Below are 25,432 nucleotides of genomic sequence, written 5' to 3' on the forward strand. Positions count from 1 at the left end.
CACCATGGTGCCAGCACTTCGGCATCAGTCGCTCACGGCCGGAACCACCCGCCCCCACCGACCCATCTGTTTGATCAACGGGGACTCGGTAAAGCGCATCAGCGCACACGCACGCGCGCGGACACATGCGCACGCACACGCACCAAAGGGGCAGGGATCGGCATGGCCATCAGCAGGCGCACACTCCTGACAGCGGCGGGCACGGGGCTGGCGGCGACCGCCGCATGGGGCGCCACGACGACGACCGGCACGGCGAGGGCCGACACCAAGAGGGCCGCCGACGCGTGGGGCGCGTCCAAAGCGGCCAAGGTCGCGGAGAGCGACTGGACCGCCCTCGGCAAGGGCCTCGCCGGCGGCCTCGTACGCCCCGGCGACGCCGACTACACCGCCGCCCGTCAGCTCTACAACACGCGCTTCGACGCGCTGCGCCCGGCCGCGATCGCCTACGTCGCCGGCACCCCGGACATCACCGAGGCCCTGGCCTTCGCCCGTCGTTTCTCCATACCCGTCTCCATCCGCAACGGCGGCCACAGCTACGCGGGCTGGTCGAGCGGCAACGGCCGGCTCGTCATCGACGTCTCGCGGCTCAGGAGCGTCCGCACGCCGTCCGCGTCCAGTGCCGTCATCGGCGCCGGCGCCAAACTCATCGACGTGTACACGAGCCTGGCCGCGCACGGCGTGACCATCCCGGCGGGTTCCTGCCCCACCGTCGGGGTCTCCGGGCTCACCCTGGGCGGCGGGCACGGCGTCCTCTCCCGCGCCTACGGTCTCACCTGCGACAACCTCACCGGCGCCACGATCGTCACCGCCGACGGCAAGACCCTCGACTGCGACGCCACCCGCGACGCCGACCTGTTCTGGGCCCTGCGCGGCGCGGGCAACGGCAACTTCGGCGTCGTCACCGAGCTCCGCTTCCGCACCCACGCCGTCGGCGAGGGAGTGACGGGATACGTCTCCTTCCCCTGGTCCAAGGCCGCGGCGGTCGTGCGGGCGTGGCAGGAGTGGGGACCGGGCCGGCCGGACGAGATCTGGTCCGCCTGCGACCTGTCGGTCGCGGCGGGCGGCACCCCCCACATATCCGTCGCCGCGTTCTCGATCGGCTCGTACGGGGACCTGGAGAACGCCTACGACGAGCTGATCGGCAAGGTGGCCTCGGCGAGCGGCGGCAGCGACGGCATCGGGACCGTCAGCCTGCGCCGTCACACCTACCTCGACACGGTCCGCCGCTACGCCGGTTGCGGCGACACGACCACCGAGCAGTGCCACCTCCCGGGCACCACTCCGGGCCGCGAGTCCTCCGGGAAGCTGGAGCGCGAGACGTACGCGGCGCGCTCGGACTTCTTCGACCGCTCGCTGGACGACGCGGGCGTCCGCACGCTGCTCGACCAGCTGGAACGCTTCGGGCGCGGGGTCAAGGGCGGCGGCGCCTCGGTGCAGCTGACGGCCCTGGGCGGCGCGGTCAACCGCGTCAAGCCGCTGGACACGGCCTTCGTGCACCGGAGCTCGCGCGTGCTGGCCCAGTACCTGACGTCGTGGGCGGCGGGCGGGCCGGGCACCGCGCAGACCGCCTGGCTGGACGGGACGCGCACGGCGATGGGCCGCCACGCCTCGGGCGCCGCCTACCAGAACTACACGGACGCCGGCCTGACGGACTGGCGCAGGGCCTACTACGGGGACGCGGCGGATCGGCTGGCGGAGCTCAAGCGGCGGTACGACCCGAAGCGCGTCTTCGACTTCCCCCAGGCGCTCTGACGCACGGGCGCGCCGACCGGTCCCCGCAGGCGTACGCGCGGCGGGGCCCGGCCGGCGCGGCACATCAGGCCACCGGGGCCACCGGGGCCGCCTCGACGATCGACACGGCCGACCCTGTCGGCACGACGCGGACCAGCCGCAGCCCCGCCTCGGTGAACAGCCGGCGGAAGTCCTCCTCACCGCGCTCCCGGCCGTTCAGCGCGGTCATCATCAGGACGTCGAGGACCTTCCCGGGGTGCGGTGTGTTGTCCTGCGGGATGACGCAGTCGACGGCGAGGAGACGGCTGTCGGCGCTCATGCCGGCGCGGCACGCGCGCAGGATGCGGACGCACTCCTCGTCGGACCAGTCGTGCAGGATCCGCTTGAGGAGGTAGACGTCGGCTCCGGCCGGGACGGACGTGAAGAAGTCACCGGGCCGGACCTCCCAGCGTCCGGTCAGCTCGGGCACGTCGAGCGAGTGACCGCGCAGCACCGCGTCCCGGTCGTAGAGGACGCCCGTGAGCCCGGGGTTGCGCGCCAGCGTCCGGCCGAGCAGCCCGCCGCGCCCGCCGCCGACGTCCACGACCGTGCCCTTCGCCGGGAAGGAGTACGCGGCGGCGACCGCGTCGTCCTCGCCGGCGGAGACGTTGGCCATGCCCCGGTCGAACGCCTCGCCCGCGCCGGGCTCGCGGGACAGGTACTCGAAGAAGGGGGCGCCGTAGATCTCGTCGAAGACGGAGCGTCCGGTGCGCACGGCGTCCTCCAGCCGCGTGGCGGGCCGCACGAAGGACTCGTCCGTGGCCAGGAGAACGGCCTCGCGCAACGACGACGGGGTGTCGGAGCGCAGGCGTTCGGCCAGGGGCGTGAGGTGGAAGGCGCCCTTGTCGTCCTCGTGGAAGACGTCCCTGGTGGCGAGGAGCCGCAGTATCCGGCGCAGGTGTCCTTCGGAGGCGCCGGTCAGCGCGGCGAGCTCGTCCGCGCCGCGGGGACCGTCGGCGAGGTGGTCGGCCACACCGAGCCGCGCGGCCGTGCGCAGCGCGGCGGAGTGCAGATAGCTCAGCGCGTAGTCGGTGAGGTGCGCGGCGAGCGGATCGATGGCGGAGAGGGAATCAGGAGCGGAGGGGGCGGAAGGGGCGGAGGGGGCGGTGTGGTCCATCGGGGCTGCCTCCATAGCGGTTCCGAAGTGCCGGCCGTCCGGCATATGCCGGGCTGTACGACTCCACGATGGCCGCGCCGCCCGGCCGGCCGCCAGGGCATCTCACGCCACTTCGTGCCCCTTTCAACGACGAGGGCCGGACCCCCACCACGGCCGCCCGGGCGGTCGCGCTCGGTTCAGACGAGCCTGATACCCATGGTCCACGCCCAGGTGATGCCCGTGCCGGGCTCGGCGTGGTCCTTCGCGCGGACGCTGAAGGTCTGATAGCCGGAGTTGTCGATCGACGGATCCAGACTCCACAGCGCACAGCCCTGGCCGTCGGAGGCGACCCTGCCACCGCCGCCGGTCATCACGAACCCCGGCTCCACACGGGCTGTTGACGACGGATGGTTCGACCGCTGCGACGCGGCGGGCCGCGAGACGTACGGGTCGATCGTGCCCACGGGGAGGTTCCTCTTGATGCCGATGGCCCAGGACTGGACGGTTCCCGGGGACGCGTGCAAGTGATCCTTCGAGCTCGCCGTCCACTCCACGGGACCCGAGGGGTAGGAGCCGGTGGCCAGTTGCCCCCAGCCGTTCCAGAAGGTCCGGAACCCGCCGCCGAGCAATACGTCGGTGTTGGAGTCCAGGTGCGACGCGGCGGACGGGGTCGAACCGTACGCCCGGCCCTCGTCGTGGTAGACCAGGTAGTTCTTCAGCTCGTCCCGGGTCATGCCGGCGATCTTCAGTCCGATGACATACGTGGTGAGTTGGTACTCCTGCTTTATCGCGTGGTCCTTCGCGCTGACGATCCACCCCGTCCGCGAGTCGTTCGGGTAGGACGCGGTCAGCAGGGCGCCCGCCGGGTATTCGACGGCGGTGGCGCCGCCGCCGATGGCGACCATGGCGTCGTCGCCGACCGTGATCTCCTGGTCCGTCCAGATCTCGCGGGCGTCGGAGCTGGTGTTCCGGAACACCGTGACCGTCACCCGGCCCGAAGCGTCGTGCGCGGTGTACAACTGCGACCCGCCGGCACTCGCCGTCGGGGCCGACGGCGCCGCCGCCACGGCCGTGGACGGCGTGAACCGTGCCGGGGTGAGCACAAGCCCGACCGCCGCCGCCAGCACCACTATCCAGGATCTTCGCGCAGATCTTGATCCCATGCCCGTGTTCATCCTCATCTCTGAGTCCGTATCTCTGGGGCCGTATCTCTGGGGCCGTCGATGTGTCCGTTGATGCGAGGGTGATGCGAGAGTCGATACGAGGTACGCCCGGGATACCTGCCCACGGCCCACTCGACGAACGCCGGGCAGTCGCCGAACGGCTGGAATTACGTCGACCGTTGCGGGGAGACCCGGGCCGGGCCACGATGCCAGGATGCGGTTCTCGGTGAACGTACCCAACTTCGGCGACTTCTCCGACGCCAGGAACGTGGCGGCCCTGGCCGTGGCCGCCGAGGAGGCGGGGTGGGACGCCCTGTTCCTGTGGGACCACGTCGTCCACCGGAAGGACTCCCCTCGCCCCGTCGGTGACCCGTGGATGCTGCTCACGGCGGCCGCGCTGGCCACCACGCGCATCGGGCTGGGCACGCTGGTCACGCCCGTGCCCCGGCGGCGGCCGCACCAGCTGGCGCGGCAGGTGGCGACACTGGACCGGATCAGCGGCGGCCGGGTGGTCTTCGCGGCGGGCCTGGGCGGGCCGGTCGAGGACGAGTACGGCAGCTTCGGCGAGCCCACGGACGAAGTCCTGCTCGCCGAGCGCCTGGACGAGGGGCTGGGCCTCCTGGAGGCGTACTGGACCGGCGAGCCGGTCACCCACCACGGCCGCCACTTCCACGCGGAGGACGTGGCACTGCTGCCCCCGCCCGTGCAGCGCCCGCGCCCACCCGTGTGGATCGCCGGCTTCTGGCCGCACCGCAGGCCCATGCGGCGCGCGGCCCGCTGGGACGGCGCGGTGCCCCTGTTCGAGTCGGCGGGGCACGGCAGCGCCCCTCCGGTGGACGAGCTGCGCGACCTGGTGGCCTACGTCCGCCGCCACCGGCCCGGCGACCGCCGCGACGCGCCCTTCGAGGTGGTCGTCGGAGGCGTCTCCCCCGGGCAGGACGCGGCCGCCGCGCGGGACGTCGTCGGGCCCCTACGCGACGCGGGCGCCACGTGGTGGGACGAACGGCTCCCCCTCCGCGACCCGCGCCTCTCCCACCTCGGGACGGTCCTCCGCCGCGCCGAACAGGGACCGCCCCGGCTCTGACCCGGCGGCGGCGTGCGCGGCGGCGGCCGGTCTCAGCGCATCAGGCCGGCGCGGCGCCACCAGTGGTGCTGGGCCGGGGTGATCATTCCGACGTCCTGGAGGAAGGCGACCAGCTTCGCGCCGGAGCGCAGCCGGAACTCCTTGTGGTGGGGGTTCCGGCCGGCCTCGCGCCGGGCCTGGACGGGATCGAGGCCGACCCTGGCGTAGAGGCTGGGATCGAGGAGGCCCGGAATGATCAGGCTCGCGGCGCACCCGGTGAGTTCTCGGTGGAAGGCGAGGCGTCGCCGCGAGGCCCTGCGTACGGCATCGCGCAGTTCCGTCCGGGCGAAGCTCACATGACGGGCTTCCTCCGCGACGTGAATGCGGCAGATCTGGCGGACCAGGGGATGGGCGTGTTCGGCGGCGAGGAGCGCGCGCTGGTAATGGTCCAGTACCTCTTCGCCCACCAGTGTGACGGCGAAGGTGGTGAGGTCCTGGAAGAGCGGCTCGCCCAGCGGGAACAGGCGGCGAACGCTCGCGGGCAGAGGATAGACCGGGCAGCCGAGAGCGCTCAGACAACGCCCGAACATCTTCATGTGGCGCGTTTCGTCGCCCAGTTCCGTGAGTGCGTAGTGACCGCGCGGGTCGGTGGGGGCCAGCGACGTCAGGTGCCGGGAGAACATACGCAGGACCAGCAGCTCGACCCAGTACCCCATGCTCATGTAGCTGGCCAGTTCCTGACGGGAGAGTTCGACGCGCTGCCGCGCGTCCAGCCGGTCCCACGTGGCCGTCCCGTACAGCGACACCAGCTCGGGCGGGGCGAACCAGGCGTCGTCCGGTGCGCCGACCTCCCAGTCGACGTCCTTGTCGGGGTCGTAGGAGCGGGTGGCGGAGGCACTGAGCAGGCGTCGCGCCACGTCCGCGGGGCTCCGGGACGGGGAAGGAGCTCGGGTCGTCATCTAGCGCCGACGGCCGTTCAGGCGCAGGGCGGTGCACATCGCGAAGTCCACGGCTGCGGGCGGAATCAGGCGTGCGGCCCGGGCCATCGCCGCTTCGTAACCGACGCCGTAGCGGCGGCGTGGCACGCGGGCGGTCAGAGCCCGGCGGACGGCGCGGGCGACGGTCTCGGGGCCGGGCGGCTTCCGCGCGGTGACGATCCGGCGGGCGCGGTCGTAGGCCGCCTCGTACCGGGAGTCCGGAGGAGCGAGTCGCGCGAGTGCTCCGGAGACCAACGGTGTGTCGACGGTTCCCGGCTCGATGAGCGAGACCCGTACTCCGCTTCCGGCGAGCTCCCTGCGCAGGGTGTCGGTCAGTGCCTCCAGCGCGAACTTGCCGGCGGAGTACCAGCCGTTGAAGGGAACGGCGATCAGTCCCCCGGCGGAGCTCATCTGGATGATGCGGCCCTCGCCTCGCTGCCGCATTCCGGGCAGGACCAGGCGCGTCATGCGGGCGACGCCCAGCAGATTGACCTCCAGCACGGCGCGCGCGTCCGTCTCGGACACGTCCTCGAAGGCGCCGGGATTCACGATGCCCGCGTTGTTGACCAGGGCCCAGGGACCGCCGTCGGTCTGTTCGTCGATCTCGGCGACGGCGTCCTGGCAGGAGCGGGGGTCGGTGACGTCCAGGAGGACCGTGCGCAGGGTGTGGCCGCGTTCGGCCGCCTCGGCGGTGAGTTTCCCGGCCTTCTCCGTGGTCCGGGCGGTGGCGATGACGTGAAAGCCGTGGGCGGCCAGGTCCAGGGCGGTGGCCCGGCCGATGCCGCTGGTGGCTCCGGTGATGACGACTGTCTTCTTCACAGGGCTGATTCCTCGGGTCGGTTGATGAGCGCTGTGCGGAGTTCGGCCAGGGACACCGCGATGAGGCCGGGCAGGCGGCCCGCATCGCCCACGAAGGGCCGCAGAACGCAATGCACGGTGATCTCCGTGGGGCCTACGGTGACGAGAAATCCCGCGGTCTGTTTGGGGAGCCTCGCCGGTACGGCGAGCAGTTCGTCGGCCCCGGCTTCGGCGGGGTCGGCAGCGGGAATGATCGTCACGATGGGCCGTGGTCTCTCCCCGACGAGCACCACATGGGCGAGGAGCCAGCCGAGCAGGTTCGGGGCGCGGTACAGGGTGGCGAGGAGCTTCCGGAAGTCGTTGACGTCCCGGTAGTCGGCCTGCTCGGCGACCTGTCGCAGACGTCGTACCGGCGAGGGTTCGGCGCAGGGCAGGGTCAGGGGCAGCCCCCCGACCCGGTTTCCCAGGCAATGCGTCTCGCGTGGGGCACGCAGGTTCACGGCGAGGTACGCGGGCAGGCCCCGGCGCTGCCGACGGTCGAGGGCGCCGGTCCAGTGCCCCGGTGTCCAGGCCCGTAGCGCCCCGCTGAGCACGGCCAGGCAGATCTGCGCGGTCCCGGCTCCGGTGCGACGGCCGATCTCGTCGAAATCCGAACGGTCCAGGACGGCTGTGTGCCGCTGCCATTCCTCGGAGGCGTCGGGTTCGTCGGCCGGCAGCCAGCGGGCGCCGGGCAGGAAGAAGCGTGGCGTGAGGCGCAGGCCGACGCGCAGGGCACGGCCGGGCAGCTTGCCCTTGGACGGCTGAGCAGGCACGAACGGCAACCGCTCACCGCAGAAGAGGGCTCTCCCCGTCGTCGCGATGGCGATGCCGTCCTGAAGAACGTGGGAGACGCGGTAGGCCAGCAGGTGTTCGTCGGCGCGGTAGCCGCTGATGATCTGCACGCTCCACGGAGGGCGGCCGGGAGGCCAGGGCCGTTCCACCGCTTCCTTCATACACTGCTCGCGAGTCCGGCCGGCCGGGAAGCGGAGTTCTTCGACGTGGTGGCGCAGGTCCACGTCGCAGGGCTCGAAGTACCGGTTCCACCGGCGACCGCCCACGCGGTGGCCGAGCGCGGGAATCCGGTCGGTCACATCGGCCAGCTGGGTGCGGACGTCCTCCGCCGTGGGCGGGCCACCGCGTTTGCGCAACGCGACGAGCGCGTTCCAGTCGCGACTGTCCCGCAGATGGACGGACTTGTCGCCGACGCTGAAGGGCACCGTCCCCTCCGCCGTTCGACGCGTACGTGTGAACATGCCGGGCCGCTTGACGATGACTTGAGCAGTCCTCATGGAACCATGTTCCATCTTGACCGCATTATTCCCTTTTGCGACACAGTGCCCTTGTTTATTGCTATTTGATGATGTGAGGGAGGCGGATGCCGTGGCACGGCTACGGGCCCGCGGGAGCCAGTGGTGCGTACTGGTGTGGGCCGTTCTCGCGCTCGCCGCGGGGCTCGCCGTCCCGGCCGGGCTCGGTCATCTGCGCGGCACCGTACCGGAGTTGCCGGGGAGTTCCTCCGCCCGCGCCGCCGCGCTCGTCGTACGTGGCATGCCGCGGCTCGGCACCGAGCAGCTGGTCCTCGCCTTCGACTCCCCCACCCTGCGCGCTGACGAAGCCCCGTACCGCCGGGCCGTGGCGGCAACGGCCCGGGCCATGGCGGCCGCACCCGGGGTGGGGCAGGTGCTCACCGTCCCGGACACCCCGCGCGTCGGCCCCCACCACGCTTATCTGATCTTCGGGGCCCGGGGCGACGCCGACGCCCGGCAGCGGCTGTTGCCCGTATGGCGCGCCACCGCCCACCACGCCACCGTCGGCGCTTCCGACGGCCGGGTCACCGTCGCGCTGACCGGCGGGACGCCCGTCTTCACCGCCCTGCGCGACGCGGATCTGCGCGACCTGCGGTACGTGGAGGCCGTGACCGTACCGGCCGCCCTGCTGGTGCTCGTCCTGGGGCTGGGCTCGGTGGGGTCCGCCCTGGTGCCGTTGGTGGCCGCCGGGTTGGGAGTCCTCGTGAGCGCCGGGTCGCTCGCCGCCCTCACCTTCCTGCTGCCCGTCGACAGCATGGCGCTGACCGTCGCCACCACCGTCGGCTTCGGTCTCGGCCTCGACTACACCCTTCTGGTCCTGCTCCACTACCGCCGTCACCGCGACCATGGGCTCGTCCCGCGCGCGGCCGCCGACCGCGCGCGGGCGACGGCGGGGCGGGCGGTGCTGTGGTGCGCGGCGGCGGTGCTCGTCACCAGCGCGGCCCTGCTGACCGTGCCGCTGGGCTTCGTGCGCACGATGGCGCTGGCCACCGGTCTCTCCACCGTGGTCACCGCGGCCGTGGCGACCACGGCCCTGCCCGCCGTCCTGCCCCGCCTGGACCGGCTGCAGGAGTGGGGCCGGGTCCGGCGCGGGCGGCCCCAGCGGGGACGCTGGGAGCGGTGGGCCGAGCACATGATGCGCCGCCCCTGGCCGTATCTCCTCGGCGCCGTCGCCGTCCTCGCGCTCGCCGCCGTGCCCGCGGGCGACCTGCGGCTCGGGCTGCGGGTGGACCGCGCGGCGATCGCCCACAGCGCGGCGGGAGCCGGTCTGGCCCGGCTGGAACGGGACGGGCTGGCCGACATCACCCTGCTCGCCCTCCCCCACCGCGCCGGAACGGACCCCGTGGACACCACCACCCTGGTCGACGCGCTGCACGACGACCCACGCGTCACCACCGTCGGGGCCGTGGACAACGGAAACGACCTGACGGTCGTCACCGTCACCGACCGCCTCCCCGTGGACAGCCCCGGGGCCCGCCGACTCGTCCATGACATCCGCTCACTCGCCGCCCGCACCCTGCCGCCGGGCCAACCGGTGTACACCGGCGGTCCCGCCCCCACCCTGGCCGACTTCGTCGGCGCGCTGCGCTCCGCCCTGTGGCAGGTCGGCGCGCTCGCCCTCGCGGGTTCGCTGCTGGTGATGCTGGTGGCCTTCCGCAGCCTGCTGGTCCCGGTCAAGGCCCTGGCCATGAACGCCCTGTCGACGGCGGCCGCCTTCGGGCTGCTCGCCTGGATCACCCGGAACACGGCGGGAACGGTCAATCTCGCGGTGCCGCTGCTGGCCCTGACGATCGTCTTCGGGCTGTCCCTGGACTACGAGGTCTTCCTCGTCCACCACATCACCGCCCACTACCGCGCGGACGGCGACTGCCGCCGGGCCGTGGCGCGCGGGCTGAGCGAGACCGCCCGTCCCATCACGCTCGCGGCGGCCACCATGGCCGTCGTCTTCGCCGGGCTCATGGCCACCCACCGCCAGGACTTCCGCCAGACCGGCTTCCTCGTCGCCACCGCCGTGCTCCTGGACGTCACCCTGATCCGCCTGGTGGTCGTACCGGCACTCATGCGGTTGCTCGGCCATCGCAACTGGTGGCTGCCACGACCGCTGCGCCGGCTGCTGCCCCCGTTCCCCGCCGCCGCGCTGCCCCCGCAACGACCGGCCCCGCCCGTGCCGGTGGCCACCTCGCCCGCCCACCCCCAAGGAGACCCCTTGTGACCCCGCCACGCCTCCTCCGCCCGCTCAGGACCGCCGTCGCGGCGCTGCTCGCGTCGACGGCCCTCGCCACCGCCCCGGCCCACGCGACCGCCGCCCCCGCCGCCCCCACCGACCTGCGCACCGTGCTGCGCTGCCGCGTCGCGACGGCCACCGAACGGCCGATCACGTTCTCCCCCGAACTCACCCTCCAGCCCCGGACCATCCGGGTCACCGGCACCTTCCGCGTGACCCACTGCACCTCGCCGGACGGCTCCGAACGGAACCTGCGCGGCGGGATGGCGATGGTCCAGGGCAACGCCCTGGCCAGTTGCACCGGTGCCTCGCGGATCACCGGTTCCGGCAGGATCGTCTGGTACGACAGCGCGGGTCGCCACGCGGGCGTCTCCCACTTCCGGCCCCTCCGGGACACGGTGAACGGCCACAACCCCGGCGACGCCTTCCTCGGCGGCGTCGTCACCAGCGGGCCGCTCACCGGCGCGTACCTAGCGGGCAAGGCCACCCCCACCAGTGACGTGAGCCAGTGCGCCGGCCTGGGCCTGCGCACGGTGTACGGCACGGGCAGGCTCAGGTTCCTGCGATGAGCCACGACGGCACCGTCCCGCCATCCCCCGGCCTTCCCCGCCACAGCACGATCGCCCAGGTCGCCGTCCACGCGCCGGCCGGCCGCCAGACCGGCGAGGAGATCGAGGACGACATCCGTGCCCGCAACCCGGGCATCCGGCTCCTCCCCGGGCTGCTGCGGCAGATGTACGGCTTCGAGGAGCGCCGCGTGGCACCCGCCGGCACCTGGCCCTCCGACCTGGCCGCCGCGGCCGGGCGCCGCGCCCTGGACCGGGCGGGCCTCGGTCCCGACGCCGTCGACCTGCTGATCTTCGCCTCCGCGAGCGAGGACATGGAGGAACCGGCCACGGCCCACATCGTCGCCCACAAACTGGGCGTCACCGCGCCGGTCTTCGACGTCCAGAACGCCTGCAACGGCGTCCTCAACGCCGTCGAGGTCGCCGACGCGCTGATCCGGACGGGCCGCTACGACCGCGTACTCATCACCACCGGGGAGCTCGGCAGCGCCCTGTCCCGGCTCCCGGCGCGGCACCAGGACGAACTCGCCGCGCTCCTCCCCGCGTACACCCTCGGCGACCTGGGCGCCGCCCTCCTCCTGGAGGCGAGCGACCACCCCGGAGTGCTCGGAGCGACCTTCCACGCCAACTCCGCCGGCTGGCGGGCCGCGACCGTCACCAACCCGTACTTCACTCCCCGGTTCGGCTCGCAGTCCGCACGTTTCGACTCCCACGCCCTGGCCGCCTCCTTCACCGGCATGGAAGGGGCGGCGTTCGACGCGCTGCACGCCCTCGGCCGTACGACGGGCGACATCCACCTCTGCTGCGTCCACCAGGCGTCGGTCCCCTTCACCCACGCCATCCTCGAAGCCCTCGGCGTTCCCGCCGAGAGAGCCGTCTCCACCTTCCCGTGCTACGGCAACGTCGCCACCGCGACCCTGCCGCTGCAACTCGCCGAGGCGGAGCGGCGCGGCTTGCTGCGCCCCGGCGACCTGGTGGCCCTGTTCGGGCTGGCCAGCGGCGCCTCCTTCGGAATGCTCCTCATGGCATGGCACCCCTCCGGAACGCCGAAGCCACCGGCCCAGCGGACGCGGGAGCACACCACCTCCCTCGTGCCCTGACCCGCGGAACCGTCCACGACCGAACCGAAAGGAAACACACCATGACCGACACCTACGCCGTCATCCACTCCATCCTGACCATGACCTTCCGGGTGCCGGACCACGAGATCGGGCCCCAGGTCACGCTGGAGCAGCTCCAGTTGGACTCCCTCGCGCTCGCCGAGTTCGCCCTCCTCCTCGAGGAGCGGATCGGGGTGAAGCTCGACAGCGAGCACGCCACCCGCTTCACCACGCTCGCCGAGATCACCGACCACCTGGACGCCCTGCGGCGCGGGGAGGCGGTGGGAGCCCCGTGAACCCGCCGGGACCACCGGTCGCCGTCACCGGCCTCGGCCTGGTCACCCCGGCCGGAGACGGTGTCGAGGCCACGTGGAAGGGCGTCCTCGAGGGCCGTGGCACGGCGGCCCGCGACCCGCTGCTCGACGGCCTCCCCGTGGACTTCTCCTGCCGCGTGCCCCTGGGCGAAGACGACGTCGACCGGCGCGTCGGGCGGATGTCCTGGCGCATGGGCAGGCCGGCGAAGCTCGCCGTCCTGGCCGCCCGCGAGGCGGTGCGGGACGCGGGGCTGGACCCGGCCGGCTGGGACGGTTCCCGCGTCGCCACCGTGATGGGGTGCGGGATGGGCAACCTGGAGCAGGTAGAGGAGCAGTACCGGCGTCTGGGCCGGCGCGGCCCCGACGCCGTCTCGCCGCTCGCCATCCCCATGATCATCCCCAACCTCGGCGCCGGCGAGGTCTCCATCGACCTGAAGGCCCGGGGGCCGAACCTCGCCCCCGCGACCGCCTGCGCCTCCGGTGCCACCGCCATCGCCGTGGCACGCGACCTGCTGGCCTCGGGCGCGTGCGACGTGGCGGTGGCCGGGGGCGTGGAGGCGGCCATCAGCCGTCTGTCGACAAGCGGCTTCCGGAGCATGGGCGCCCTGTCCGGCCGGACCGACGCGGCCGCCGAGGCGTCCCGTCCGTTCGCGCCCGACCGGGACGGCTTCGTGATGGCCGAGGGCGCCGGCGTCCTCGTCCTGGAGCGCGCCGAGGACGCCGTCGCGCGCGGCGCCCGTCCCCGTGCCCTGCTCACCGGCTGCGGCAGCACCTCGGACGCCCACCACCCCACCGCGCCGCCGGAGGGAGCCCCCGGCGCGGAGGCCGCCCTGCGCACCGCGCTCCGCGAGGCCGGGCTCGCGTCGTGCGAGATCGACCACGTGAACGCGCACGGCACGTCCACCCCGCTCAACGACGCCACGGAGGCCGCGTTGATCGCCCGGGTCCTGCCGCACCGGCCCAGCGTCACCGCGTCCAAGGGCGTCCTCGGCCACACTCTCGGCGCGGCCGGGGCGATCGAGGCGGCGCTGACCGTCCTGACGATCCAGCACCGCCTCGTACCGCCGATCGCCAACCTCACGGCTCCGGCACCGGAGTTCGACATCGACTGTGTGACCAAGCAGCCACGTCGTCAGGACGTCCGCGCGGCCGTCAGCCACTCCTTCGGCTTCGGCGGCCACAACGTCGTCCTGGTGCTCACGGCCACCTGAGCGCCCGTCGCACTCGGAGCGTCACGCCCCGCACGTCACGCTCCGAGTGTGGCGAGCAGTTCGTCCCGGCCGCTCACCCCGGTCTTGCGGAACACCGTCTTCACATGCGTGTTGACGGTGTGCGGGGACACACTCAGGCTGCGGGCGATCTGCTTGGGCGCCGCGCCGGAATGCAGGTGCTGGACGATCTGGCGTTCGCGGGCGGTGAGGCCGTGCCAGGCCGAGAACACGGGCAGCAGCAGGTCCCCGGTGGCCTCCTGGAGGATCACCGCGACATCGCCGGTGCCGTCCGCGTCGAGTGGCTGCGCGTGCACGGCGACCCTGCGGCCGAGAAACGCGGCGGGGCTGCAGGCGACCGGGGCCGGCGCGCTCGGATCGATCAGGTGGCGCCGCGCGGCGAGGGTGATCTCACGCATCGCCACCATCGGCATCCACTCGGGCGCCATGCCGTGTGCCGGGTCGATCTCCCCCAGCCACGCCCGCGCCTCGGGGGTGAGGGAACGCACCTCGTTGTCGGCGCCGACGATGACGACTCCGGCCGGCAGATAGGGCCGGGCGGTACGGGGTTCACCGGCGGTGGCGTACCGGCGCAGCAAGGTGATCAGTGGTGAGGAGATCCGGGCGAGCCGCTCGGCGTCGTCGGGGCCGAAGGCCCTGCCGCCCTCCGACCTCAGCAGGGACAGCAGGCCCCACAGGCCCCGGCCGTCCCGGAGCAGCAACCGCAGCTCGCAGCCGGCGCCGTGCGCCGTCAGGACCTCCAGGGCGCGGCGGCGCCCGGGCGACCTCGGTGGAGGCGCCTGATCAGCGCGCTCGTCGCCGCCGATCAGGCCCACGGGCGCCGGCAGCCGGGCGACGTCGACGGGGCTGAAGGGGTCGTCGCCCAGATAGGACTCGTACAACTGGTCCCGGACGAGCCCGGGGCTGAACGTGTGCAGGAACCCGAACGAGACGGCTCCGGTGACCGGGTTCATCCCGAACAGCCGCAGCCCGTCATGCGCCACGCAGGGGCCGATCGCCCGCGAGACCAGCTCGGCCAGTTCGTCGCGGACGAACCGCTCCCCCACCGCCGCTTCCAGGCGGCGTGCCACCTGGGACACATCTCCGCGCACCGGTTACCGCCAACCGACGTCTTCCTCCGGCCTTCAGCATGTCGGGGCGCGGAGAGGGCGGGAAGCCGCCGGTCCGCTGAGCGGACCGTGAGCTTCCCGCCCAGCAACGGGTTCGGGGCGCGGATCGCGATCGGGGGCGGCGCGACGACATCGCCACCGCCGCCTTCGCGCCGCCTCGTCGTGGCCGTGGTCAGCGGACCACCTTGATGCCGAAGTGGCCGCCGAACTGCTGGCCGAGGCCGAAGGCGATGGCGGAGTGCATGTGGGCGTACATCTCCATGCCACGGGCGCAGACGAGGGGGCCGAGGTCGAGGACGTCGGTCCAGCCGTAGGCCTTGAGCAACTCCGTGGCCTGCCGCTTGGCGTCCGCGTCGTCGCCCGCGACGAACATGGTGTGATCACCGTCGCCGACGGCCTTCGGGTCGACGACGGTGGTCTGCTCCTGGGTGACGAACGACTTGACGACCTTGGTGTCGGGCAGGGCGCGCTGGATGCGCTCGCCGAGGCTGTCGGTGTCGACCGGCTCCAGCTTCGGCATGATCCCCCAGGGCGAAAGAACACTCTGAGTTCTAGGATAACCGCAGGTCAGACGGCGAGAGCCCCGCCCGGCGTTCCGGACGGGGCCCGGCTCTCTGCCCTCCCGGGCCCGCCCCAGGGGCGGTTATCGGCTTACAGGGCTGCGAACCGTTCATGTAGATCCGGGATGCGCTCGGCTGGCCGGCCTAGCAGGTAGACCGTCGTGTGAGTGCGCCGCACCTCATGCTTCAGCGTGAACCCTTGCCTCTCGTTGTAGGCGACCAGCTTGGGGAAGTTGCAGCCGCGTCGGACCCAGGTCCTACCCATGGCGGCGGCGCGGTCCACGGCCCACAGGGCCATGGCGGTTCCAGGCTTGTGTCGGCGGTACGCGGGGTCGGTGACCGACGAGTACAGGTAGTGCGCTGGCTCGGCCAGTTCCTCGTCCGTCCAGCCCCACGGCGGGGTCTGGTCCTGCACGGTGATGAAGCCGATGATCCGTTCGGCGTCGTCGCCGGTGAGGACCCATACGTCGCCGTCGGGGTTCTCCGCCTGTCCGGCGAGGTCGGTGGCGTTCTCCCGCCAGCTCGGTAGTCCGCGTTCCTCCAGCCAGGCCGAGCGGGCGAGGATCATGGTTTCGACGGCGGGGATGTCGTCGGCCGTGGCCGGACGCATGGCGAACATGTCTCTCCTTTTGCGTGGGGTCATGAGAGGAAGGCTTGGGCGGCGAAGTGGAGGTCGAGCACTTCGAGGAGCTGGGCGTCGCCGTCTTCGCGGTACGGCCCTTCGGACAGGCGGCGGACGGCCTGCCGGAGGCCGTCCGGGTCCACCACCTGTTCCTCGAAGAGGGGTGAGCCGTCGTGGAGCATGCGGGCGAACAGGGGGCGGGCGTGGGTGGTGAGGGTGTGCTGGACGACTTCGGCGAAGGATTCGCGCTCGCGGGATTCGGTGACGTCCGTGCTCAGCCCCAGGGCGGCGAGTCGGCGGCGCTGGAGCTGTTTGAGTTCGCGCCAGTGCATCGGCAGCCACTCGCCGAGCTGGACCATGCCGGGGTCGGCGAAGGGGTGCACGGGCCAGATGCCGGCTCGCATGAGGACGGGAGCAGTGGTCTCCAGGGACAGCAGCGTCATGCTGTTGGTGGCGGCCGGCGGGGCGATGTTGTCGTCCGCGTACTCCAGGGCCGCCCGTGCTCGCGGCCCGATCCATGGCAGGGCGTCGCTGATCTCGCCCGTCGACTTGTGCGGGTACTCGTCCTGGGACAGGGCCACCATCTCGTCACCACCGAGGCCGGTGACGACGACGCGGGCCCCGTGCTCGGCCAGGGTCTCGGTCAGGCGGGTGAAGGGGCGATGCAACGGTTCCTCGTACGGGCTGATGCGCTCGCCCCGCACTCGCGCGCACTCCGGGTTGAGCGGGGCGTGTTCCATCGCGTCGACCAGGTGGTCCGGCTCGGCGAAGGGGAGCGTCTTCAGGATCTCGGTTCGGCGGCGGATCTGGTGGGCGCGTCCCGGGCCGGCGATGAGAAGAGCGGCGGTCGGGAAGCGGCCGGGATGGCGTTCGGCGAGACGGGTTCCGACGGTCCCGGAGTCGAAACCGCCCGTCAGATGGAGCACGGTGTCGACCTCGGCCAGCGGGCGCAGGTCCAGGGCGTTGTCCATGGCGGCGACGAAGGCCGCGAGGACATCGGCGTCAGGGGCGAGTTCACGGGGGCCGCTGTGCAGGACGGGTTCGGGGTAGTGCAGGTGCAGATGGCCGCCGTAGAGGGCGGTCGTGCGTTCAGTGACGCGGTAGATGCCGCGGAAGACGGTTTCAGTGCTGTAGCGCGGCCGGTAGATCAGCAGGCGCGCGACCTCCCGGGGCGACAGGCCGGCGGCATGATCGGCGAGGTCGGCCATGTCCCAGGAGCCGTACAGGCTGGAGGTGTCGTAGGCGACGTAGAGCGGTGCGATTCCACCGGGGCCGGCCGTCACCCGGCACGGGAGGCCCGGGGCCGTTTCCACCAGGACGTAGTCGGCGGGCCACTGCTGGGCCAGCTCGGCCGCTTTGTCGAAGTCCCCGGGGGTGACGGTGGCGGGGCCGGGCTGGGCGAGCGGCCGGCCGGCGACCCGTTCGCGTACGACGATTAGCGTGCGGGTGCCATCGGTGACGGCGGTCTGTTCCACCATCGGGTGCTCGAACGGTTCGGCCTCGCTCGTGCCGTCGGCTGTGGCGAACCGGCGGCCGTCCCAGGCCCATGTAGTGCTTGCGTACGGGGTGAGGCGCAACTTGATCAAGGCGTGCTCTCCCTTCGAGAGCCCGAGGGGCACGGCGAGCCGGCCCCTCGGGCGGGTGGAGAAGATCTGTGGATCAGGTGGCGGTCGTGTCGTACGTCTTCGCGCCGTCGGAGGAGCCCGAGGTCTTCTTGTACTCGTGCGTCTCCGCCGGCGTCTGGACCCGGCGGTGCGCCTTGGTGGTGAACAGCCTCTCGAAGCTGCGTGCGCGCCTGAGCGGTGGTGTGAACTCGTTCACGATGTCACTCCTGGTGCTCTCCCGACGCGGGGACCGTCCCCGCGTGGCGGTGCTCTTGCGGACCCGCCCCGGCGGAATGGACCTCAACCAACAGCCGGGGCGGGGGTCGAAGAGGCACTCCCTCGTGGATCACGAGGGTGCCGGTAGTGGTGCTCGTCCGGCCGGTCGGCGGTTCGGGACGGCGGTCAGCGACGCCGAGGGCAGCGCCGGCGAGTTCCCGGTAGTCCGTGAAGGTCCTGGCGCCGCAGCGGCAGCGCATGACGCCGTCCTCGGCGGTGCGTTCCTGCGGAGGGTGGGTGCACCGCACCGCTCCTCGCCTGAGTCCCGCGCCGGCCGGTCTCCTCGAGGGAGAGGGGAAGTCCTCGGGGTCTTCCGGCGGGCGCGGGGAGTCGGTAGTCACAGCGCCGCTACCGACCGGGGGCGGGGCAGCACGGCAGCCCGGGGGTACAGCGGCGCGGCCGTCAAGAAGGCGAACGGGGCAACGACCAGGGCGTACGGCTCCCCGTTACACAACTCGGTCATGGCCTGTTCGTGAGCCTGTTGATCGGACGCCCACGCCCGCAGGATCTGGGTCGGGTCCGGCCGCCCCACCGGGTAACCGGCCCGGAGGAGCCCGAGGTGCTGCGGGTCGACCGGGGCGGGGTCGAGCCGGCTGGCCGCGTACAGGGCGTGCCACCGTAACCAGCGGACGGCCAGGCGGGGCGTTTTCGTCGGCTCTCCCGCCAACGGGAGAAGCCCGGAACCGTCCCGCGCAATACCGTGCAGCTCGCACCAGAACCGGTACGTCGGGCGGCTCACCGTCGCGCCTCGGACCACGGCTCCCGCCGCTTCACGTTGGCGTGCGGATTACCGCACGCGGGTTCGGTCTGCCAGTACGTCTCGGTGTGCAGTTTGAAGACCCGGCAGTCGGAATTGCGGCCGGCGTGACTCAGGGACCAGTACTGACCCGGACCCGCGTCGTTGTCGGTGACCTCCGACACCGCGCCACAGGTCATGCACTCCATCGAATAGATGGCGTCGGGCACGCCTTCACCCGTGAGCAGCCTCAAGGTCCACTTGGCGAAGGTCAGACGCAGCCGAGGAGTCACCGGCGGCCGCCCCCGTCCCGACTGGCCCGATTCGCCTCCGCCAGTCGTGCGCTGAGCTGAACAGACGCCGGGGCCGGCTCGATGTCGGCCGGAGCAGCTTCCCACTCCTTCCCGCCACCGAGCGGGCGCAACTGGTAGCACGGGCCGCATCGGTCCATGACGACCCCTACCCGTTGGTCACGGGTGTCGCGCACGACGTCGTGCCGTTCGTAAGTCCTCTGCCGTGAGTCCTCAGGTCTCACCGCAACCCCCTCGTGTTCGGCGGTTGGTGTGTGCGCTCAAGCGTTGGGGCTCTCGGCTGACATCTCGATGCCGCGGACTTGTCATCTCCACCACCTACGGATGACCCCGTGGGGGTCACATGCCATGGCGACGCCTTCTTGCCGCCGTCTTCACAGCGCGAGGCCCGTTTCCGGCTCCCTGGTGGTATCCCGGTCAGTAGGTGGGCTCACTCGATGATTGGAGAGACCGGGGTGGACAGCGCTCCCGAGACCCTGTTGAGGCGCTTGGCGCGTGCACGCGGCATCGAGCCGTACGCCGCGTTCCGCCCGAAGTACGAACGTGCGGCGCGCGAGTTGAGCACTCAGGACAACGACCCCGAAATCCGACAGGCCACGTTGAGCCAGCGACAGTACGCCCGGTGGCTCGCTGGGGATGTCAAGGAAGCCCCCTACCCCGTGGCCTGCCGGATCCTGCGCCATATGTTCAACCGCTCAGCCAGCGAACTCCTTGCCCTGGCACCGCCGACCGAGCCTTCCCCGCAAATCATTTGCACGGCACCGGCACCGCCGACCATCACGGAAGACGAGCTCCTCATGTCAGCACACGACGCCGCCTCTCACGCCGGCGACGCCGCTTCCCAAGCGCTTTCCCCCGCGACCCTTGACCTCCTTCGCAACGAGGTCTTCACCCTTGCGCAGAGGTACCACCTGAAGCGGCCGGACGATGTGTTCCGAGCCGCGCGTGCCGTTCGCGAGAAGGTCGAACGGCACATGCCGCTCACGCACCGGCCGGACCAGGAGACCGCCCTGTACGTCATCGCGGGCCAAGCGTGCGCCCTGATGGCCTCGGCTGCGTTCGACCTTGGCTCGCAAGAGGCGGCACGCACGCTGACGTACGCCGCGCTCGGCTATGCCCGACCGATCGACCACCACCCCCTCATGGCCTGGAGCAGTGGCAACCTGGGTCTCCTGGCTTACTGGGGAAACAGGCCGGCAGAAGCCGTCGGGCACGTCAGGGCCGCTCAGGAGATAGCGACCTCCGGAACAGGCCAGGCTCGACTCCATAGCATCGCCGCCCGCGCGTATGCGTACCTCGGCGATGCCCGCTCCGTCGAACGCGAGCTGCACGAGGCAGAGGAAGTGAACCGGGATCTTCGCGACGAGCTGCACGACGACGTCGGCGGAGAATTCTCGTTCCCCCCGGAGCGAGCAGCTATGTCGGCTGGTACGTCGTGGGTGCTCCTGGGCGACGGTCGTCACGCTGTGGCCGCCTCCACGAAGGCGATCACGCTGCTGCAAGGAATGCCCGCGCATCAACGGTCCACGAAGGTCGGTGCCGAAGCCGCTGCCGACCTGGCACTCGCCCAACTACTGAACCAGGACCTTGAGGCAGCGACCTCTGCCCTGGAAGCAGTGTTCAACCTCGATCCTGAGCAACGCGTCGACGGCCTCATGTTGCGGATGGCTGGGGTCCGCTCCCAACTGCTGTCCGCACCGTTCCGGCAAGCCCGCATCGCTACCGAACTGGGTGAGCGCATCGAAGAGTTCAGCCTGAACTCAGCCAGGTTGCTGCTGCTTCCGCCAGCTCCCCGAGCGCTCACCTAGCTTCACCCGCGGGTGGCTCGCCATTCCGCCAGGAGCGCCGCTTCCTTCGCGGCATCAAGGCCAATGGCAGCCGCCCGTTCATGCTCCACGGCGTTGTTTCCAGCGGATAGCCACTCCCAGGTGTCGGCAACTGTCTCAGTCAAAGACCGACACACGAGGCCCGCGTCCTGGGCCCGCCTTCCCGAAACCTGCCACGTTCCGGGGTAGGTCCGCCAGAGCGGAATCTCCGTCCACTGCTTCGCCCCACGCGACAGAAGGAAGTCGCCGTCCACCCACTCCAGTTCGACATCGGAACGGCCGGTGGCTTCGATGCAAGCGGCCAGGAAGTCGCCCATGGTCGAGTGCCCGATGGGTGCGACGGCGTTGAAGACCGCGTTGCCGTCGGCCTGTCCGGCCTGGTCGCAGGCGAACTTCGCAATGTCTCGAACATCCACGGGTTGGATTGGCTGCTCCGGTCGCCCAGGGGCAAGCACCACGCCGCCCTTGGCGATGCGACGCAGCCACCACGGCAGCCGCCCCACATACTCGTGAGGCCCGAGAATCACACCGGGCCGCAGAATCGTCAGGGCTTCCCTGGCATTGACTCTCGCGGCCTCCTCGCACTGTGCCTTGTCCTGGCCGTAAGGCACATTGACGTCCGTCGGCATCCCTTCCACCGGCTCGGCCTCCGCCAGGGTTGGCATGCCCTCGAAGAGCGGCAGCAACGGCCACCCTGCGTAAACGGAAACCGTAGACAGATAGACGTACCGGCCTGCCACAGGCCCCAGAGCCCGCGTAGCGGCCTCAACGGTGTCAGCCGACATTCCGGACGTGTCGACTACTGCGTCCCATCGGCCCCGCGCAGCGAGCCTCTTAAGGTCCTCCTCACTCGTCCTGTCCCCCTTCAGCGCGGTGACGCCTTCGGGGTTGGTGCCAGTGCGCCCCCGGTTGAAGACCGACACCTGCCAACCTCTTCGTAGGCCCTCCTCCGCGATACGGCGCCCGAGGAAGTGCGACCCACCCATGATCAGAACGTCCATGCCGAAGATCCTGCCCGCTTGAGTGAGCCTCGCACCACCGTTGGGGGCGCATCAGCTCATGGGTGCGCCCCTATTCCACCGATGCGTGGTCGACAGCCGGGCCGCTGCTCACCCACTGGCTCTCCGCGCGCCTCGCCGCTGTACATGACTTCCCCTCAATGGAGGCAGCGCGTCCGGGTCGTCGGTTACCCACTCCGCGATCTTCTCGTATCTGCCCTCCTTACCTCTGACATACACCACCAACGCCAGGGGCCTACCTGTCCCCTGGGCACAACAGACGAGGCGGAACGCGAACGGCGAGCCGAACTCGCTTCTCGGAGACTCGTACCAGTGTTTCACGGCTACTGAGTAACACCGGGTGATCTGGCCGACCTCCTCCAGCGTGTGTGCCGCACCGCGCATGGCGAACGGTCCGGCCCCTGGGAAGGGGGGCCGAGTCAGCGCTGTCCGCCACTGATCATCTGGCTGTTCTTTTCTTTGCAGTTCCAGATGGGCGTTCGTGCCCAATATCTGAGTGGTCACGTCTCCATCATTACTCGCTCTGCGCGAAGTGAAAACTCGGCGGGACGGCAGCCCCCGCCAGTCCTACGGTCAGTCACCCCGCGCTACACGCGGCACAGTGATGCATATATGAGCCACTGCCCGGGAAAACGTGGTTTAGTTTCAAGGTTGATTGTTAACCTGTAACCGCGCAGGTCAGCGTAATGGTCCACTATGAACAAGCCCTCATACGCGCGCGTTCTGCCAACTCATAGTTGTCACACTCCAACTTCACGCCTGGCGGGGCCAAAAGTTGGCGTGCGACGTGGTTACCGGTCAACTTAGTTGGCCGAGTTGTTTAACTGTTTCATTCGATGAACAGGGCAAGGCCCCCGCCCGGTGGGGCGGGGGCCTTCAGTGCGGATGCCGGCGAACGTTGGCATCCGGCCGGGTGTCAGTACCCGCCGGCCTGGTAGGCGATCTTCTCGAAGCTGCCGTAGGTCGCGTTCGCGTACCGGACGCCGGCGCAGATGCTCGCAACGGGGTCGTAAGGGTCGTCGGGCAGGCTCTTGAGCCGGTAGGCGCGGAAGGTCGGGTCGATCACCTGAAGGAGGCCCTTGGACGGGGTGCCGGCCGCCGCGTTGCTGTCGGTCAGGTTGATGGCCCGCGGGTTGCCGCCGGACTCGATCATGGCCCGGGCCTTGATCGCTGCGGCTGAGGGGACGAGGTCCCCGTTCTTGCGCAGTTCCTCGCGCGCCTGCTCGATCCAGCCGTCCAGGGTGCCGCTGACGGAAGCGCGAGCCCGGTCCTTCTTCGAGGCCGGCGAGGGCATCGGCGCCTTCGCCTTCTCCGTCGGGGGCGGCGTCGTCTTGGGGTCGGTGCTGTCCACGGTGAGGGTCTGTCCGGGGAAGATCAGGTCCGGGTCGGTGACCTTGTCGGCGTTGGCTCCGTAGAGGCGCTGCCAGTCCTCGCCGGAGCCGAGCTGCTGGGCGGCGATGTCCCAGAGGGTGTCGCCCTCGCGCACGGTGCGCATAGTCTTCTTGCTGGTCGTGTTCTTGTCGGAGGTGTCGGCCGTACTCGACAGTGCCGGCGTGGTCGGCATGGCCTTGTCCGGGGCGCCGGAGTACGTGCTGGTGGCGGTGGCCTGGGGTGTGGCATAGGCGGTGCCGGCGAGTGCACCGGGGATGGCGAGGCCGGTCACCAGGGCGGCCGTCCGTTTGCGGTGGATCAACTGCTGTCCTTCATTGCGTCCCGTCCGGCCGGAGCGGCCGGCGGTGTTCTAGGCGGCCTCGGCGAGGTAGCGCGCGAGGTCGAGTACGGCGGCGTGCGTGAACGGTGTGTCGCCCTGGCGGAGGAGTTCACGGGCGCGCAGATAGGCCCGCTCTGCGTTGACGGTGACCGGCTGGGGGATCATGACGTCCCCGATCGTCGCGGCAGCGGCCGCCGGCTGCTCCAGGTTGCGGCCCTCCTTGCAGGGACCCGATTCCACGGCCTCCTCGACGGCGTGAGGGATGGGCTCTGCGACCGTCTCGGTGTTGACCCGCGCGGGTTCAACTGCGGTGGTGAGTACGGGATGGAGGAGGGGGAGCGAGACGGTATCGGACGGGCTCACCGCGACCGGTTCGGGTTCCGGGTCGGTAGGGCTGGTGTCGCGTTCGAGGGCCAGGCCCTCGCGGTTCAGTGCCTCGGTGATCACGTCCTTGTGGTCCTGCTGGCCGTCCTGCGGTCGGGTGGCGCGCTCGGCGAGGTCGGCGAGTACCTGCATCAGGAGCCGGGTTTCACCGGCGTCCAGGTAGACCATGCGCGGTGTCTGCTCTTGCTCGTGGACGGCGAAGGCGATGTCGCCATCCGTGTCCAGGGAGACGGCCAGGTAGTCACCCGGGGTGGAGTTGCAGTTGAAGCGGTAGATCATTTCTCTGCTCTGTGGCGTCGGAGCCGGCGGGGGCTTACTGGTCGGTTTCGGGGGGCGAGTGGCACGAGTCCCAGGAGTCGTCCCATGTGGTCCAGTCCTGGCCGTCCAGGACGGACGCGCCAGCCAGTGCGGCGTCCTCGGGGGTGGCGTAGTAGCTCACCTGGTGATCGCTTTCGTTGATCAGATGTGGCCTACTTCCCGGGCCTTGCGCAGCTTGGTGCGGGCCCGTTTGAGGGTCACGTTCACGGTGTTGTGGGTCTTGCCGAGCACCTGGGCGGTGGTGTGCAGGTCGGGGGTGCCCTTGGCGGTGGCCTCGTTGTAGCTATAGGCGGTGCCGTAGGCGACGGAGACGACTTCCCGTTCGGCGGGGGACAGCACCTCGGCGACGCGTCCGGCGATGACGTGACCGACGGCTATGGAGCGCTCGCGCATCTCACGGTCGGCGGCGTGGTCCGCCAGGGCTCCGACCTCGCGCCAGGTGGCGCCCCTGCCCTGGGCTGGCGGCTGACCGGCGTGGATGCGTTCGCGCCGCTTCGCGCCGACCTGCACGCCCTTGCCGGTGGTCGCCACGCCCTTGCAGCGGACCGCGTCGCGTGAGAGGTCGAGCGGGTGGCACATGTGGTCGGGGAGCTGGCCCTGGTCTTCGGCCCAGCGGTCGCCGCTGGTGTACGCGGAGGAGGACGCGGGCAGGGCTGCCACCCCCGCCGCGGTCGCGGAACTTCCTTCGATCGGTTCGGGGCCTTCGAAGGCGCTGCGGACCAGTGCGGCGAGCTGCGGCGACAGCCGGCGCTCGGGGTCGTCCAGCGAGGTGACGATGTGTACGGCCTCGTCGAAGTTGCCGCCGCTCTGCCGCAGGGCGGCGGCGAAGGTGGCCCGCGCGACGTCGCCGATTCCGGGGACAGTCCAGCGCAGGGCCGCGCGGTGGACGTCGAACTTCGCCCGCTGGAACGCATAGGTCGTGAAGGCGGCGGCGTTGTCAGCGTCGACGTCCCAGTCCTGGAGTGCGCGCCAGAAGGCCAGCCGGGCCTCCTGCATGAGGTCGTCGCGCATCTGGGTCCCGCCGGCGATGCGGGTTGCCCGATCGGCGGCGATCTTCACGGCGGCGCCCTCCAGGGCGTCCAGGATCTGCTCGGCAGCGGCGGCGTCACCGTTCTGGGCGGCGGTGATCTGCTCGGCCGTGATGGTCGTGCGCAAGGGTGGTGCTCCTTGTTCGGTTCTCCGCCGGGCTTGAGTTCGGGTTGGGTACAAACCCGGAGAAAGCGCCCGACGAGGGCCGAAAAAGGGCATGACGAAGCCCCCGGACGGCGGGTAGGCCGGGCGGGGGCGTGACTGGTTACAAAGGGGCCCCT

General features: G+C 71.1%; 24 protein-coding genes. 8 read left to right on the top strand and 16 right to left on the bottom strand.

Annotated features, from left to right (window positions below; genetic code table 11):
• Positions 1–162: 162 nt before the first annotated feature.
• Complete coding sequence (locus EKH77_RS02625; RefSeq protein ID WP_126912819.1) at positions 163–1,752, top strand: FAD-binding oxidoreductase; 1,590 nt, start codon at positions 163–165, stop codon at positions 1,750–1,752.
• Positions 1,753–1,816: 64 nt separating this feature from the next.
• On the opposite strand, the gene EKH77_RS02630 is transcribed toward EKH77_RS02625, so the two are convergent.
• Positions 1,817–2,887, bottom strand: a complete 1,071-nt coding sequence (locus EKH77_RS02630; RefSeq protein WP_126912820.1) for a methyltransferase — start codon at positions 2,885–2,887, stop codon at positions 1,817–1,819.
• A 176-nt stretch (positions 2,888–3,063) separates the two neighbouring features.
• A complete protein-coding gene (locus EKH77_RS02635) occupies positions 3,064–4,047 on the bottom strand; it encodes a hypothetical protein (protein ID WP_126912821.1) in 984 nt (327 codons plus the stop codon).
• 196 nt (positions 4,048–4,243) lie between these two features.
• Here EKH77_RS02635 and EKH77_RS02640 point away from each other — a divergent pair, with 196 nt between their 5' ends.
• Positions 4,244–5,113 carry an LLM class flavin-dependent oxidoreductase gene (locus tag EKH77_RS02640; protein ID WP_126912822.1) on the top strand — a complete coding sequence of 290 codons (870 nt, stop codon included), beginning with the start codon at positions 4,244–4,246 and terminating at the stop codon, positions 5,111–5,113.
• 32 nt (positions 5,114–5,145) lie between these two features.
• Here EKH77_RS02640 and EKH77_RS02645 read toward each other — a convergent pair whose 3' ends face one another.
• From EKH77_RS02645 to EKH77_RS02655, 3 genes are read right to left on the bottom strand one after another with little or no spacing between them, the layout of a single operon-like run.
• Positions 5,146–6,009 (bottom strand): AurF N-oxygenase family protein, encoded by an 864-nt coding sequence (locus EKH77_RS02645; protein ID WP_164737708.1) that lies wholly within the window; start codon positions 6,007–6,009, stop codon positions 5,146–5,148.
• A gap of 42 nt (positions 6,010–6,051) precedes the next feature.
• Positions 6,052–6,888, bottom strand: a complete 837-nt coding sequence (locus EKH77_RS32870; RefSeq protein WP_164737709.1) for an SDR family oxidoreductase — start codon at positions 6,886–6,888, stop codon at positions 6,052–6,054.
• On the bottom strand, positions 6,885–8,195 hold the full coding sequence (locus tag EKH77_RS02655; RefSeq protein WP_164737710.1) for a wax ester/triacylglycerol synthase domain-containing protein: 1,311 nt from the start codon (positions 8,193–8,195) through the stop codon (positions 6,885–6,887). The genes EKH77_RS32870 and EKH77_RS02655 overlap by 4 nt, the downstream gene beginning before the upstream one ends.
• 91 nt (positions 8,196–8,286) lie before the next feature.
• Here EKH77_RS02655 and EKH77_RS02660 point away from each other — a divergent pair, with 91 nt between their 5' ends.
• The 5 genes from EKH77_RS02660 to EKH77_RS02680 are packed head-to-tail and all read left to right on the top strand — an operon-like array spanning position 8,287 to position 13,628.
• Positions 8,287–10,425: an MMPL family transporter gene (locus EKH77_RS02660; RefSeq protein WP_164737711.1), complete on the top strand. Its 2,139-nt coding sequence runs from the start codon at positions 8,287–8,289 to the stop codon at positions 10,423–10,425.
• On the top strand, positions 10,422–11,006 hold the full coding sequence (locus EKH77_RS02665; protein ID WP_126912826.1) for a hypothetical protein: 585 nt from the start codon (positions 10,422–10,424) through the stop codon (positions 11,004–11,006). Before EKH77_RS02660 ends, EKH77_RS02665 begins: the two co-directional genes overlap by 4 nt.
• Complete coding sequence (locus EKH77_RS02670) at positions 11,003–12,103, top strand: 3-oxoacyl-ACP synthase III family protein (RefSeq protein ID WP_126912827.1); 1,101 nt, start codon at positions 11,003–11,005, stop codon at positions 12,101–12,103. Before EKH77_RS02665 ends, EKH77_RS02670 begins: the two co-directional genes overlap by 4 nt.
• Positions 12,104–12,144: 41 nt before the next feature.
• Positions 12,145–12,399, top strand: coding sequence for a phosphopantetheine-binding protein (locus tag EKH77_RS02675; RefSeq protein ID WP_126912828.1), 255 nt, complete (start codon positions 12,145–12,147; stop codon positions 12,397–12,399).
• Positions 12,396–13,628 (top strand): beta-ketoacyl-[acyl-carrier-protein] synthase family protein, encoded by a 1,233-nt coding sequence (locus EKH77_RS02680; protein ID WP_126912829.1) that lies wholly within the window; start codon positions 12,396–12,398, stop codon positions 13,626–13,628. Before EKH77_RS02675 ends, EKH77_RS02680 begins: the two co-directional genes overlap by 4 nt.
• A gap of 35 nt (positions 13,629–13,663) precedes the next feature.
• Here the strand turns inward: EKH77_RS02680 and EKH77_RS02685 are convergent, their stop codons facing one another.
• The 6 genes from EKH77_RS02685 to EKH77_RS02710 all read right to left on the bottom strand — a co-directional run bounded on the left by EKH77_RS02685 (position 13,664) and on the right by EKH77_RS02710 (position 18,783).
• On the bottom strand, positions 13,664–14,716 hold the full coding sequence (locus EKH77_RS02685; RefSeq protein ID WP_206279797.1) for a helix-turn-helix transcriptional regulator: 1,053 nt from the start codon (positions 14,714–14,716) through the stop codon (positions 13,664–13,666).
• A 211-nt stretch (positions 14,717–14,927) separates the two neighbouring features.
• Positions 14,928–15,275 (bottom strand): NADPH-dependent F420 reductase, encoded by a 348-nt coding sequence (locus EKH77_RS02690; protein WP_240667189.1) that lies wholly within the window; start codon positions 15,273–15,275, stop codon positions 14,928–14,930.
• Positions 15,276–15,406: 131 nt separating this feature from the next.
• Positions 15,407–15,934: a GNAT family N-acetyltransferase gene (locus EKH77_RS02695; RefSeq protein ID WP_126912830.1), complete on the bottom strand. Its 528-nt coding sequence runs from the start codon at positions 15,932–15,934 to the stop codon at positions 15,407–15,409.
• A 20-nt stretch (positions 15,935–15,954) separates the two neighbouring features.
• On the bottom strand, positions 15,955–17,523 hold the full coding sequence (locus tag EKH77_RS02700; protein WP_126912831.1) for an asparagine synthase-related protein: 1,569 nt from the start codon (positions 17,521–17,523) through the stop codon (positions 15,955–15,957).
• Between the two features lie 73 nt (positions 17,524–17,596).
• Entirely contained in the window at positions 17,597–17,758 is a 162-nt protein-coding gene (locus EKH77_RS32875; RefSeq protein ID WP_164737712.1) for a hypothetical protein, read from the bottom strand.
• 794 nt (positions 17,759–18,552) lie between these two features.
• Entirely contained in the window at positions 18,553–18,783 is a 231-nt protein-coding gene (locus EKH77_RS02710) for a hypothetical protein (RefSeq protein ID WP_126912833.1), read from the bottom strand.
• A gap of 518 nt (positions 18,784–19,301) precedes the next feature.
• Between EKH77_RS02710 and EKH77_RS02720 the strand changes: the two genes are divergently transcribed.
• Entirely contained in the window at positions 19,302–20,672 is a 1,371-nt protein-coding gene (locus EKH77_RS02720) for a hypothetical protein (RefSeq protein WP_164737714.1), read from the top strand.
• Positions 20,673–20,674: 2 nt separating this feature from the next.
• Here EKH77_RS02720 and EKH77_RS02725 read toward each other — a convergent pair whose 3' ends face one another.
• The 5 genes from EKH77_RS02725 to EKH77_RS02740 form a co-directional block, all read right to left on the bottom strand.
• Complete coding sequence (locus tag EKH77_RS02725) at positions 20,675–21,691, bottom strand: NAD-dependent epimerase/dehydratase family protein (protein ID WP_126912836.1); 1,017 nt, start codon at positions 21,689–21,691, stop codon at positions 20,675–20,677.
• Positions 21,692–22,625: 934 nt separating this feature from the next.
• Positions 22,626–23,402: a LysM peptidoglycan-binding domain-containing protein gene (locus tag EKH77_RS02730; protein ID WP_126912837.1), complete on the bottom strand. Its 777-nt coding sequence runs from the start codon at positions 23,400–23,402 to the stop codon at positions 22,626–22,628.
• Positions 23,403–23,450: 48 nt separating this feature from the next.
• Positions 23,451–24,083: a hypothetical protein gene (locus EKH77_RS02735; protein WP_126912838.1), complete on the bottom strand. Its 633-nt coding sequence runs from the start codon at positions 24,081–24,083 to the stop codon at positions 23,451–23,453.
• A gap of 34 nt (positions 24,084–24,117) precedes the next feature.
• On the bottom strand, positions 24,118–24,243 hold the full coding sequence (locus tag EKH77_RS34260; protein WP_276319216.1) for a hypothetical protein: 126 nt from the start codon (positions 24,241–24,243) through the stop codon (positions 24,118–24,120).
• A gap of 20 nt (positions 24,244–24,263) precedes the next feature.
• The gene (locus EKH77_RS02740) at positions 24,264–25,277 is read right to left on the bottom strand and encodes a sigma-70 family RNA polymerase sigma factor (protein WP_164737715.1); all 1,014 of its coding nucleotides are present in this window, start codon (positions 25,275–25,277) and stop codon (positions 24,264–24,266) included.
• Positions 25,278–25,432 lie beyond the last annotated feature (155 nt).

This window comes from Streptomyces luteoverticillatus (assembly GCF_003970715.1).
In the GTDB taxonomy this organism is placed as follows: domain Bacteria; phylum Actinomycetota; class Actinomycetes; order Streptomycetales; family Streptomycetaceae; genus Streptomyces; species Streptomyces abikoensis.